This is a genomic window from Shewanella sp. CAL98-MNA-CIBAN-0140 (assembly GCF_040309905.1).
In the GTDB taxonomy this organism is placed as follows: Bacteria; Pseudomonadota; Gammaproteobacteria; order Enterobacterales; family Shewanellaceae; genus Shewanella; species Shewanella psychromarinicola.
Map to the genome: position 1 here is coordinate 1 of NZ_JBEOPI010000025.1, position 13,053 is coordinate 13,053.

The following is a 13,053-nucleotide window of genomic DNA, read 5'->3' on the forward strand; positions in this document are numbered from 1 at the left end:
TTCGATGCTAAGAGATGGTGTTTTATGGGAAGCGCCAAAAGCATAAAATTAACTATTGACGCCATAGTCTCTTGTTAGTGTGAACTTGGCTCAAAACCGTAGCGCCACTCGTTTAACCTACCGTCTGAGGATTCAATTTTATAGATATCCATGATTTCCTCCATATAAGATAAACCACGCTCTATTTCTTCAGAGTCCATTTTAGCGAGTTGTTTTGCTGCAACTTTTAAAGTTAACCAAAACTCATTTTCAGTAAAGCTATCAGGTGGTGATTCAATGAGTTTTACCAAAGCTGAATTTATTACATTTTCAGCTTCGATTCGAATTAATTCGTCTGGTGCTCCTGGATAAAATAGAGCTAAGTTTGCAAGGAACTTCTTCTGTGACTTTAATTCTCGCAGAGCCTCTTTGACTTCACTTCCATTTGATAGCATTTTAATTTCCATTTCATTGCAGCCTTGAATTAAACATAAGACTAACAGTATTCGCAAAAGCTTCATTTGTTCACACTAACGCCTTTATAACGGGCAGCCTGTGGCGAAGCCACGCTTTAGGCTGTCCAGCCACGAAGTGGCGTTCGTTGATAAACTTGTTAACTGTTGCCGTTGGCACATAGCTAGCTATTGCCACCTTTTAGCTGGATTAATAATTCACCTAAATCTCTTTGAGTGCAACCGTCTTTCCAGTGCTCATCATCTGCTAAGTGAATTATTGTAAATACAGTGGACCAAAAAACTTTTTCGGCTTCCGTGGGTTCTTTTGGTGAGGCATCAGATAAACTCCAGGCATGAGACTTGATAGCCTCATGATCTATTTTTCCAGACAAATAGGACTCAAGCTTCTCAGCTAGCTCCATTTTATTTATTTGTGATACTTCCATACTCATAGACAGTTAACGCCCCAATAAGGGGCTGATAATAGTTTGCTAAAATGTGTAGCGAAGCGAAACCGAGCAAACTGTTAGCAGTCCCGCTTAATTGGCTTGTTGAACGAAGCCGCTCTGCGGCAGAAAAGATAAAAACACATCTTTAGCCCCATCATAAATACTTACTAGACCCTGCCTACCTTGGCAGCTATCTAGGAGTATTACTATGAACGCTCACGAACAACAACGCTTTGATTGTCTTTATGAACAACATCTTACCAATTTAACGCTGCAAGGCAAGCGGCCTGCTACCATCGACGCTTATAGCCGCGCTGTCAGGCGTATTAGTGCTTATTTTGACTGTTGCCCTGATAACCTTTCAACCGATGATTTAAAACGCTACTTCGCTGATTTAATTGCCTCTCACTCCTGGAGCACCGTAAAACTCGACCGTAATGGATTACAGTTTTTCTATCGATATGTTCTTAACCAGCACTGGGAGTGGCTGAGTATTGTGAAGCCTCCGCAGGTTAAACGTTTACCCGATATATTGACCCCTGCCGAAGTATCCATCGTCATTAGCCTCACCCATAAGCTGCGATATCAAGTGTGCTTTTTAACCCTTTACAGTATGGGGTTGCGCCTCGGCGAAGCAATTTCATTGCAGGTTGGCGATATCGATTCCGCGTTGATGCAGGTGCATATTCGTGACGCCAAGGGCGGTAAAGACAGGCTGGTCCCTTTACCTCAACGCACATTACTTGCACTGCGATATTACTGGCAAACCCATCGCCATCCCCGGCATGTATTTCCCGGTAAAGATGGCAAGCCAGGTTCAATGATAGATAAAGGCGGTATTCAAAAAGCACTAAAGCGAGTGATTAACGACTGCAACATCCACAAATCCATCAGCCCACATAATTTACGTCACAGCTATGCGACTCATCTGCTCGAACAAGGGTTAGATTTACGCTCAGTACAGCACTTACTCGGCCACAACAGCCTTAACACTACCGCACGCTATACCCGCCTCACCACCATCACCCGCAAGAACACTGTCCTGTCAGTTAACCAGCTCACTGATAATTTGGTGCTTAAGTGGGAGTGTGACTCATGACATTCATCGATATTTTACGTGACCATCTTGATGCCTTTAATCAGGCTTATGATGGCCAAATTACCCCGTCAATGCGCCAAGCGATTAATGCCATGCTCAGTTGCCGCTCTCATTCCCAAAGAGCCAGCCACTGGGCTTGCCAGGGTTGCACGCATACCGCTGACTTTCCGCTGTCATGTGGTCATCGCAACTGCCCGCAATGTCAGTACAACACCACGGCAGATTGGCTCACTAAGCAACAAGCCAAGTTACTGCCCGTCGACTATTTCATGGTGACTTTTACATTGCCATTTGAGCTGCGTGTTGTGGCTAAATATCACCCAGAAGCGCTCTATCCAGCCATGTTTGCCGTCGCTGCCAGTGTGCTCAAAGACTTTGCCCTTAACTCACCAAAGCTTGCCGGTGATATTGGTTTCACCGGCGTGCTGCATACTCACAGCCGGCGACGGGATTTACATCCGCATATTCACTTTATTATTCCTGCGGGCAGTTTTAACAAAACTCAACAGCACTGGAAAAAGAACAAAGGCAAATACCTGTTCAACGCCTTTAATATCGCCAATGTCTGGCGTGCACGCTTGCTGGAGTATTTGGCAAAGCTTAATCTCACACTGCCAACCTCACTGCCCAAAAAGTGGGTAGTAGACTGCCAACATGTGGGCAAAGGCTTGCCTGCACTGCAGTATTTATCACGCTATCTTTATCGCGGCGTACTGGCTGACAAAAATATCAAAAGTCATGTCGATGACAACGTGAGTTTCGAGTATGAAGACAGCCAAACAAAGTCGACAAAAGTACGCACCTTACCCGCCATAGAATTTCTCTGGTTAATACTGCAACACGTATTACCGAAGGGATTAAGGCGAGTGCGTGACTATGGATTACTCAGAGGTAACGCCAAAAAGCTCAGGCTACAAATACAGCTTATGCTGGCAGTTGCAGGGGCAACGTTTCCAATCATTCCTGAGATAAAGCGCAGATTAGCAACCCGCAGTTGCCCCTGTTGCCAGCAACCAATGCGCTTTATGGGCGTAGTGGCACGACCGACAAACTTAATGACCTCAACCTAATGTTGAAAATAATAAGAATAATGGTTTAACTGAATACCGTGGAGGATTAATTTAACGCACTGAAATTAATAGAGTTAAATAATTAGCAGAGGGGCTAAGGGTACTTGCTGACTACAAAAAACTAGCACGATAACCATCACATCAAACAGCGCGTTTTCTCGAGCTGTTATTTACATAATAAAGAGTCACTCTCGGTGTTCGGGCTTGTTCAACACTTGGGATAAGGACGCGGCTTCGCGCGGCCTATCCTTATTTGTTGGACGCGGCTTCGCGCGGCCTATCCTTATTTGTTAGTGTGAACTTGGCTCAAAACCGTAGCGCCACTCGTTTAACCTACCGTCTGAGGATTCAATTTTATAGATATCCATGATTTCCTCCATATAAGATAAACCACGCTCTATTTCTTCAGAGTCCATTTTAGCGAGTTGTTTTGCTGCAACTTTTAAAGTTAACCAAAACTCATTTTCAGTAAAGCTATCAGGTGGTGATTCAATGAGTTTTACCAAAGCTGAATTTATTACATTTTCAGCTTCGATTCGAATTAATTCGTCTGGTGCTCCTGGATAAAATAGAGCTAAGTTTGCAAGGAACTTCTTCTGTGACTTTAATTCTCGCAGAGCCTCTTTGACTTCACTTCCATTTGATAGCATTTTAATTTCCATTTCATTGCAGCCTTGAATTAAACATAAGACTAACAGTATTCGCAAAAGCTTCATTTGTTCACACTAACGTTTTAGTATTTATGCGTTGCGCTGTTTGCAGGGCATAAATCGCTTGTTGGACTTGGCCGATGCCACACCCATATTAATCGGTATGCTTTATGCTATAGGAATTTGCTTTTTTACGGTAGTTGTTTTTTGTACAGCACTTCGGCTAATCGGTTGTTCTGATTACACCTTTTAAGGCAGGTTTTATAATATGCCATGTTTCCCCATTGCTTGATCATTGCCTTTCCGCCTGATTTTTCGGCTTGCGGATGTGTGTTGTCGCCTCAGCCAATTCAACATTAACTAAGTCAGTTTTTTCCCGATTATCTCACCCGCTTTGATGGTGATTAACCTGACAACCTTCGCTGCGCCTCACGCGCTAGCATGGTTAGCAGTGGTACGAGCCCCACAAACATTAACCGCCCATTAGCACACTGTGGACAGCACCAGTGCCCTAGCGTTTCAGTTGTTGCGTTGATGTCTTTAAGGGGGTTACTACCAAGCTGTTCTCTAATTTGCATGAGCTTTTTACGTCGACAACTGTTGGCTAAAAAACCAAAATGCCTTATCCGCATCACGCCTTTTGGCAGTACATGTAATAGGTAACGCCGGATGAACTCTTCGGGAACCAATTGCATGATTTTACGTTGATTATCCCGATAATCGGTGTAACGCATATCGATTGAACTGGCGGTGACGCGCTTTAGCCGTGACTCATGCAACATGCCTTTTCGGGTATAACGCCCGAGATAGGCCACTACCGTTTCAGCTTTATAAAGACAAGCTTTACTGTATACGCACCACTCCTTTTTGATGAGGTTATCAGCATCAGGAATTGTCACTTCACGCTGGCGCAGTGCCGCCAACATCTTGGCTTTAAACACTTTTGATACCGCCTTAACAGGAAAAAGATAATCACTTTTCACACCTCGCCACTGCCCTTGCTCTGTGACTGCGCCTCCCGGGATTAAACAGTGTAAATGGATGTGCTGAGTTAAGGTTTGTCCCCAGGTATGCAATACCGCAGTGCACCCAAGTTGACCTTGCAAGTGTTTGCGGGTCATTCCAAATCGACTTAAGGTTTGCCATACCGCCTCGAAAAGTGCGCTGTAGAGATGCTTTGCCTGCGCCTCGCTATGAGTGAGTTCATTAAGTTCATGGGGTAAGGTAAACACCAAATGAAAGTAGCGACAGTGCAGTACTTGCTGTTGCTGCTTATCTATCCATGCTTGGGTTTGTTTACCTTGGCAGCGTGGGCAATGTCTGTCTCGGCATGAGCAGAACACGCTCTGCTGATAGTGGCATTGATTACATTGCCACTGCTGTTGGCCTAGGGCTGCGGTGCGACAACTCAAGATACGTTGGCACACTAATCGTTGCTGATGGCTCAGTCGGTGATGTTGTTGATAGTGGCCATAATGCGTTTGCAGAATGTCACTCAAGTGATAGTGCGCCATATCATCACCCCAAATCAGCGAGTAAATCGCCTCCTTTATGCCCAAGGTCTGGCGACCAATGAAGATACCGCTCTGTGGTTTTAATGCTTTTATGGCCGAGCTGGTGTTGTAGCTGATTAAGAAGCATACCCGCGGCTAATTGATGTGTCGCGTAAGCATGGCGAAGACTGTGTGGACTGCAAGGTTTGGTTATCCCTGCTGTTAATGCGGATTTCTTCAGCATTTTGCCCACGGTTGAGACGTCTAATGGGTAAGTGTTTCCGTGATAGTACACACCAAATAACCACGTTTGCGGCCGATACTTTAGCCAGTAATGCCGCAGTAAGTTCAGCAATGATGGTGAGATGATAACGAGACGGTCTTTGGCTCCCTTTCCCTGACACACTTTGAGTAACTGCCGCTGACCATCAATGTCAGCGACTTTGATATTCACCAACTCACTGACCCGTAATCCACAGCCATAGCAAAGCGCTATCATGGTGTGATATTTCTGGTTTGGGCAGTGCTGTAATAACTGACTGATATCTTGCTTACTGAGCACTTGCGGCAGTTTTTGGGTGGCCCGAGGTAAACACATATCAATAGTGAAATGACGTTTAAGGACATGTTCAAAGTAAAAATGAATACCGTTCAGTTGAAGTTGGATGGTTGCTCGAGACAAACCTTTATCAAGGTTCAAATAACGAAAATAGGCACTGAGCTGTATATCACTCACGGTATCAATGGGTTGATTGTAATGCTTCACCAGTTGATTAATGGCATAAAGATACGATTTTCGAGTGCGTTCAGAGTAGCGCCTAAGTGTAATTTCATCGTGGAATAGTTGAGTGTGAACTAACATGACTTACCTCCTTGATAGTGGGAAATCCACTGAGGTAAGTGTGGTGTAAATAGCTGGCTTTTGGGCTCCGCGCAGCGGCTTAGTTCAACAGCGTATTAGCGAGAATTCCGATAAACATCCTGAGAAGCTCACCAAAACTCAACATCCATACTACTTTAATTATTAATAATTTTAGTAACTTATCAGCTTAAATAACCCAAATCAATCACCTTTTAGTCTAGGCAAAAGCGAGAATTTAGATAATCGAGAATAATACAAACTCGTTATGTAGAGCAGATATATTAACAAAAATCAGCTAATTCAATTAGATATAATTATCCTTTAGGTAAAACCGAGAATTTTCGCAATTACATAACGAGAAACAGCACTGTTGTTTTAACACAAATGAATTATAACTGTATAAAAACACAGTGTGCTGTGGCAAAGATTTTATGATGTTCATCGTAGATAGATTTACATCAAAATGGTGCTTTCATAAATTAGAAATAAATACGTTTGAGCAGAGCTAAAATTGGATTTTCCTAACAAACTTTGAGACAAAAGTAAGTTAGTTATACTGACTTTAAAAGGGCTGATTCAACACTTAACTTGAGGCCGTTGAAGACTATTTATAAAAGAATGCGTGAGCCTGACATGGCCTTTCACGTATATCCATATACTCCAAGGCATTCAGGCATCCTGCCTATCAGATGTCAGGCTAGCTTTCGCGGTACGGGGTCGTTCTTTGGCATCTGCCCCATATGGATATGGGAAATGTCATTATGATTTAGGGAACACCATTGACCATGCCACCACGACATTCATGAATCCATTTACATCAGATCCCCATCGGAAGCGTTAGCATTTTCACTCTTTATTGCAAAATGGGCCGAAGCAGCATACAAATGAATTTAAAAGCTGGATCAATCCCCATGGCGACCTTTTCGCATCTGTTGTTTAAGTAAATAGGGAAAATGTTGCGGGGCGGCTGGGCCAATTCTTTTAAAAAGAGTAAAGAGGGAATAGCCGTTGATTTCCTCTTGGTCTGGTGTGGGTGAAGCGCCACGACGTTAGTGGCCGCAGGCCATAGCCTAAACAAGCTTTGGTGCACAAACGAGTTAGTTTTCTTGACTTGGAAATGGACAGATTCAACTCTGAACTTGAGGACGTTGAAGAAAATGACGTGAGCTGGCCAAGGATGGCCAGCTAGCTTTCGAGGGGAAGGGACGCCCCATCGGAAGCGTTAGCATTTTCACTCTTTATTAATAAGATGGGCCGAAGCAGGATTCAAACGAGGCCAAAAGCTAGATTAGTTTCCGTCGCGACCTTTTCGCTGTTCAGAAAATGTTGCCGGAACGCTGAGGGTTTGCAAAGGGGTACAAGCGCTTTACCCATTTGCTCTGGTGTGGGTGAAGCGCCACGACGTTAGTGGCCGCAGGCCATAAGTGCAAAAGTACAAAAGAATAAACCTGGATCCCGGCTCACGAGCATTACCGGGATGACGATTAAATTAGCCTGGGTAAGTTGACAACTTACTACCTTATTCTGATATCGGTGAAGCGCCACGACGTTAGTGGCCGCAGGCCATGCCTAACCGATATACCTATCAAAGACCTATTTATATCCCCAAGGTTTCGGCGGTAATGCGACAGGTTTAGTGAGATCAAACTCTACTTTAAAGTCGCGATTTTCTCGGCTTAAGCGATAAGTAAACGTATGGGCTTCAATCATCATCTGCCATTCGTTAGTGACCGACTGGGTTAAGCCATGTTGCTTAAAATTAGCAATGGACTCATCATCTACAGGAAAAGTCTGCATATTTGCAGTGCCAGTATCGCGTGTATCACCACCATACATAGTCACTTTATCTTCGCTGCCATCTTGATGGCGATGGTCATGCTTTAAGCGTAATCCGGTATCGGTTTGAGTTATCACCCAAGTGCGAGAGTGATCATCGCCAACATGAAATGGAATACGTAACTGATGATCGGTGCATTCTCTTACATGCATAACTAATAATTTGCCACTAAAGCCATCCCCTTCACCGCCACCAGCAGTGACTTTACCCGCAAAAGCTTTACCGCAAAGATCGCTGATCGCTTCAAAAAATTGCTGTTGCTGTACCGAGTTAGCGGCATAAGCAGGATTAACTAACATAGCGCTACCACACAGCAGTACACCACTGAAATATCCGCTAAGCCTAATTAACGTTGGCATAATGATCGTTCCTTGTTTATCAAACCATTGGGTCATTTAATCAATAAAGTGCCGTCGTATAACAAAACGGCGACTGAGCAGACTAAATTAAAAGACCAAAGTATCGAACCAGATTACCTTGTTATTGAATCTGTTGCTGCTAAAAAAACAAAACCCGCAAACGTTAATGCGGGTTTTTATGACGGTAAGTTAACGTGTTAGCTTACTTGGCGTATTTAGATTTAGTCGCCCAAGTGGTCGCTTTAGCTGGACGCTTAGCGCCTTGGTTTTTGGGTGCTTGCCCTTTTGCCGCTTGGCCCGAAGCTTTGGCTGGAGACTTTGGTTTCTGCCCTACTGGCTTAGCACTGCCTTTGTCTGCTTTAGTGGTACCTTTACGGTCTTCAAACTGATCAGCAGAAAAACGCGTCATGGCCTTTTGACCCCCTTGCTCTTTCGCTTTAGCCGATGGCTTTTGGCCCCACTTCACTTTCGTTTGTTCATTACGGGTTTCTGGCGGCACCAAATGATTTGGTCCATTACCAATTAACGACTCTTTACCCATGGCAACTAGCGCTTCACGGATCATCGGCCAACCCAATGGGTCGTGATAACGTAATAAGAATTTATGCAATTTACGCTGACGGCCTTTTTTCGGCACTGTCACTTTTTCACTATCATGCTTAACGTTTTTCAGTGAGTTCAGTTCGGTATGATAAATCGTGGTCGCATTGGCCATCGGTGAGGGATAAAAGTTTTGCACTTGGTCGAGCTTAAATTTCTGCCCTTTTAACCATAACGCCAAATTAACCATGTCTTCATCGGTGGTACCAGGATGCGCCGAAATAAAGTACGGAATTAAAAACTGTTCTTTACCCGCTTCTTTAGAAAACTTATCAAACAGTTCTTTAAACTTGTCATAGGTTCCCATACCTGGCTTCATCATTTTACTGAGCGGGCCGTCTTCGGTATGTTCAGGGGCAATTTTTAAATACCCACCAACATGATGCTTAGCTAACTCTCTAATATATTCCGGGTTTTCGATAGCCAAATCGTAACGAACACCCGAAGCAATTAACACTTTTTTAATGCCAGGTACTTCACGTGCCGCTTTATATAAATCGATGGTGTGTTTATGGTCGGTGCCTAAATGACCACAAATAGACGGATACACACACGACAAACGTCGGCAGGTTTTCTCCGCTTTCTCACTGGTACAGCCTAAACGGTACATGTTTGCCGTTGGGCCGCCCAGGTCAGAAATGACCCCGGTAAAGCCCGGCACTTTTTCTTGAATGTCTTTAATTTCTTTAATGATCGACTCTTGCGAGCGACTTTGAATAATGCGTCCTTCATGCTCGGTAATCGAACAAAATGAGCAACCACCAAAACAACCACGCATGATATTGATTGAAGTCTTGATCATATCGTAGGCGGGGATTTTCTCATCACCATACATGGGGTGCGCAATACGCTGATAAGGTAAATCAAATACCGCATCCATTTCATCGGTGTTTAGTGGCCACGCAGGTGGATTAACCCACACTCCGCGGTTGGCATCATGGGACTGAAATAACGCTCGAGCACAACCCGGATTTTGCTCTTGGTGTAAAATCCGTGAAGCATGGGCGTATAAATATTTGTCTTCGCTGACCTTATCAAATGCCGGTAGCAACACATAGGTTTTTTCCCACGGCTTAGGTCGTGGCGGCTGAATACTAATCGCTTTAGGCGCGTCGTTATCAAAAATTTTGTTGTCGGAAGGACCCGATAAATTACTGCAGCCAACATCATCGGCACCATAAGGATTCGGCAGCGGTTCAATTTTGTGTAACTGATCGATTTTACGAGAATCCATACCGCGCCAACCTGGCATAGGTGCTTTACGCATTACCGCAGTACCACGAACATCATCAATGTCGCTAATGGCTTCACCCGCCGCAATACGGCGGGCGACTTCCATCAGTGGACGCTCAGCATTACCGTAAATTAAAATGTCTGCTTTGGCGTCAAAAATCACGCTGCGACGCACTTTGTCTGACCAATAATCATAGTGGGCAATACGACGTAAACTGGCTTCAATACCGCCAATGACTACCGGTACTTCTTTAAAAGCTTCTTTACAACGTTGGGTATAAACGGTCACGGCACGATCTGGGCGTTTTCCGCCAATGTCACCAGCCGTGTAAGCATCGTCATGACGTAACTTACGATCAGCCGTGTAGCGGTTAATCATCGAATCCATGTTGCCAGCGGTCACCCCAAAAAATAAGTTCGGCCGACCGAGTTGCATAAAATCATCTTTATTAGACCAATCTGGCTGAGAAATAATCCCCACCCGATAACCTTGTGCTTCTAACATTCGCCCAATTACTGCCATACCAAAGCTAGGGTGATCAACATACGCGTCACCTGTCACGATAATAATGTCGCAACTATCCCAGCCTAATTTATCCATCTCTTTACGAGACATAGGTAAAAAAGGTGCGGTTCCGTAGCATTGCGCCCAAAACTTTGGATAATTAAATAACGTTGACTCAACTTGCATGTATATGACCTACATAAATGGGGAAAATCAGTCTGCCTGATCCATTGACAACATCAGCCTGTGGCTGAATTTAACGGACGCAGATTATAGCAGTACCGCGACACTAAGTGTGACTAAAAAAACACCAAATGTGAAATATTTTTATCCTGTTATACCCTTGCAAATTGAGTGGTCATATTGCTATTCCCTCATGTTTTCAATGTTATAACCCAAGAAAGAAACCAATATTAGCAACAGCTAAAATCAATAGTACTATCCAGGTGATTAATACGCCGTAAAATCGACCAAAATGATAATCACCCTTACCTTGATTAAGTCCAATAGCATGCAGTAAACGCGCAACAATCCAAGCCGTGCCCAAACAATGTACCAAGTACATTGGCATACCATTAAATTCAGCTAGCACCAATAAAATTAACACTATGGGGGCATTTTCAATTAAATTCCCGTGGGCTCTTATGGCAACGGATAATCCTTGATGGCCGCCATCACCTATACCAATTTTATTCGCTCGGCGAAATTTAACCACTTTGTAAGATAATGCTAAAACCAACAGTGCCGTTAAGCCAGCATATAAACCCGATACCATCAATGTCATGAGTTATTCCTTTAAAAGACTATATTATTGTTATTACATCAATATTTAATAAGTTGAGTATAGCCAAACGACCTCGAAACACCGGATTGAGCAAGTATAGAGGTGACAGAGTTCAAGGCATGAAATAGCTGGACTAGTTATTCTATTTATTCTAGTTTTCTATTTTATAACACTGAAACAGGTTGCTTCTCAACTTGCCCTTCAGGAGCTCTGAAACGAGCATGTTGAAGTGGCTTAGCGATATAACATCATATTGGATCAGTTTGGCTGTAAACACACGCCTTAATCGGTTAATATTCGCGCCAAATAAGCTCATCACCTTACAAAAAGTGACTATCGCCCAGTGGATAATCAGGATTTTTTAGAAAAACGTCGATTTATCATTAAATTAGGAAAAGCCTTACACAAGTTTGGTACCCCGGCGTATCGCTTAGAATCTCACTTACAAACCGTATCAACGACTCTGGGTATCGAAGGGTATTTCTTAATATCACCCACATCGATGACCTTCGTACTTCAGCATGACACTGAGCAAGAATACAATCACGTAGCCCGTGTGAATCCGGGCGATCTCGATTTAGGCTCGTTAGCGCGCACCTTTGAACTGGTAGAAGAACTCAGCTCTGGGCAACGGACACTGCAAGAAGCCCTTGATCGCTTAGAAGAAATAGCCAATAAGCCTAATCCTTATGGACACAAACTGACGTTATTGGCCTTTGGCACAAGTGCGGGCGGGTTTGCCATGCTAATGGGCACAGGTTGGCACGATGTTTTTTGGTCGGCCATACTTGGCTTACTGGTATACGGTTTAGTCTTTTGGGCTGAACGATCAAAACGTATCGCCGAAATGCTCGAGCCCATGGCGGCGGTTATGTGCGCCATCTTGGTCTCCGGTATTGCGCAATTTGACCCCAGTATCAATTTACCTGTCACCATTTTGTCTGGGATCATTATCTTTGTCCCTGGCCTTGCGCTCACACTCGGTTTAGCTGAGCTAGCCGCCCGCGATTTAATCTCTGGTACTGCGCGCATTATGGACGCTGTGATGCAGCTGTTTAAACTGTATTTTGGCGCCGTGCTCGGCATGACCATTGGTAAAGCCATCTTTGGTGAGGCCATTTATGTTGAACCCATTCCACTGCCACGCTGGGCTATTTGGTCTGCGGTGCCGCTATTGTCTATGTCACTGGTGATCATCTTTAAAGCGCGCTTAAAAGACTCTCCTTGGGGGGTTTGTGCTGGCATTGTGGCATTCTTTTCTGCCATGCTCGGAGGAATTTACTTAGGCGAATCCATTGGCATATTTGTTGGCGCGTTATCGGTAGGGATATATTCAAACCTCTATGCTCGCTGGATGAAAGCACCTGCATCCATTGCATTACTGCAAGGCATCGTAATTCTTGTGCCTGGCAGTAAAACCTATATTGGCTTAAATGCATTAATTTCAGGTGAAACCATGCTTAACCAAGCGCATTTGGGGTCGCAAATTTTTCTCATTTTTATGTCTTTAATCGCTGGACTCATTTTTGCTAACGTTGTTGTACCCCCTCGTCGTTCGCTGTAAACGTTAGTCTTGTCCTCATATTCCTATCGACTTAAGGGCTGCTATTATTGCAGCCGTTATTTTTACAATCTAAATATCCACACAATTTTGATGGCTAAATGAAATATTTATTCA

At 44.0% G+C, this 13,053-nt stretch carries 12 protein-coding genes; 4 read left to right on the forward strand and 8 right to left on the reverse strand.

What is annotated here, in order from left to right:
* Window positions 1-74: 74 nt before the first annotated feature.
* Window positions 75-446 (reverse strand): DUF4844 domain-containing protein, encoded by a 372-nt coding sequence (locus tag AAEY93_RS13500; RefSeq protein ID WP_351077570.1) that lies wholly within the window; start codon window positions 444-446, stop codon window positions 75-77.
* 170 nt (window positions 447-616) lie between these two features.
* A complete protein-coding gene (locus AAEY93_RS13505; RefSeq protein ID WP_351077572.1) occupies window positions 617-886 on the reverse strand; it encodes a hypothetical protein in 270 nt (89 codons plus the stop codon).
* Between the two features lie 205 nt (window positions 887-1,091).
* Between AAEY93_RS13505 and AAEY93_RS13510 the strand changes: the two genes are divergently transcribed.
* Together AAEY93_RS13510 and AAEY93_RS13515 are read left to right on the forward strand one after the other, a co-directional pair.
* Window positions 1,092-1,982 (forward strand): tyrosine-type recombinase/integrase, encoded by an 891-nt coding sequence (locus AAEY93_RS13510; protein ID WP_124014280.1) that lies wholly within the window; start codon window positions 1,092-1,094, stop codon window positions 1,980-1,982.
* A complete protein-coding gene (locus AAEY93_RS13515; protein ID WP_351077575.1) occupies window positions 1,979-3,052 on the forward strand; it encodes an IS91 family transposase in 1,074 nt (357 codons plus the stop codon). The genes AAEY93_RS13510 and AAEY93_RS13515 overlap by 4 nt, the downstream gene beginning before the upstream one ends.
* 290 nt (window positions 3,053-3,342) lie before the next feature.
* Here the strand turns inward: AAEY93_RS13515 and AAEY93_RS13520 are convergent, their stop codons facing one another.
* From AAEY93_RS13520 to AAEY93_RS13535, 4 genes are all read right to left on the reverse strand, one after another.
* Window positions 3,343-3,714 (reverse strand): DUF4844 domain-containing protein, encoded by a 372-nt coding sequence (locus tag AAEY93_RS13520; protein ID WP_351077570.1) that lies wholly within the window; start codon window positions 3,712-3,714, stop codon window positions 3,343-3,345.
* 392 nt (window positions 3,715-4,106) lie between these two features.
* Window positions 4,107-5,216 (reverse strand): IS91 family transposase, encoded by a 1,110-nt coding sequence (locus tag AAEY93_RS13525; protein ID WP_351077577.1) that lies wholly within the window; start codon window positions 5,214-5,216, stop codon window positions 4,107-4,109.
* Window positions 5,217-5,220: 4 nt separating this feature from the next.
* A complete protein-coding gene (locus tag AAEY93_RS13530) occupies window positions 5,221-6,057 on the reverse strand; it encodes a tyrosine-type recombinase/integrase (RefSeq protein ID WP_351077580.1) in 837 nt (278 codons plus the stop codon).
* Window positions 6,058-7,650: 1,593 nt separating this feature from the next.
* A complete protein-coding gene (locus tag AAEY93_RS13535) occupies window positions 7,651-8,193 on the reverse strand; it encodes a hypothetical protein (RefSeq protein WP_351077668.1) in 543 nt (180 codons plus the stop codon).
* Between the two features lie 72 nt (window positions 8,194-8,265).
* On the opposite strand from AAEY93_RS13535, the gene AAEY93_RS13540 reads away from it, so the two are divergent.
* A complete protein-coding gene (locus tag AAEY93_RS13540) occupies window positions 8,266-8,454 on the forward strand; it encodes a hypothetical protein (RefSeq protein WP_351077583.1) in 189 nt (62 codons plus the stop codon).
* Between the two features lies 1 nt (window position 8,455).
* Here AAEY93_RS13540 and AAEY93_RS13545 read toward each other — a convergent pair whose 3' ends face one another.
* Together AAEY93_RS13545 and AAEY93_RS13550 are read right to left on the reverse strand one after the other, a co-directional pair.
* A complete protein-coding gene (locus tag AAEY93_RS13545) occupies window positions 8,456-10,777 on the reverse strand; it encodes a YgiQ family radical SAM protein (protein ID WP_101033042.1) in 2,322 nt (773 codons plus the stop codon).
* A gap of 202 nt (window positions 10,778-10,979) precedes the next feature.
* Window positions 10,980-11,375: an MAPEG family protein gene (locus AAEY93_RS13550; RefSeq protein ID WP_124013214.1), complete on the reverse strand. Its 396-nt coding sequence runs from the start codon at window positions 11,373-11,375 to the stop codon at window positions 10,980-10,982.
* Window positions 11,376-11,718: 343 nt separating this feature from the next.
* Between AAEY93_RS13550 and AAEY93_RS13555 the strand changes: the two genes are divergently transcribed.
* On the forward strand, window positions 11,719-12,939 hold the full coding sequence (locus tag AAEY93_RS13555; RefSeq protein WP_351077588.1) for a threonine/serine exporter family protein: 1,221 nt from the start codon (window positions 11,719-11,721) through the stop codon (window positions 12,937-12,939).
* The last annotated feature ends 114 nt before the right edge of the window (window positions 12,940-13,053 follow it).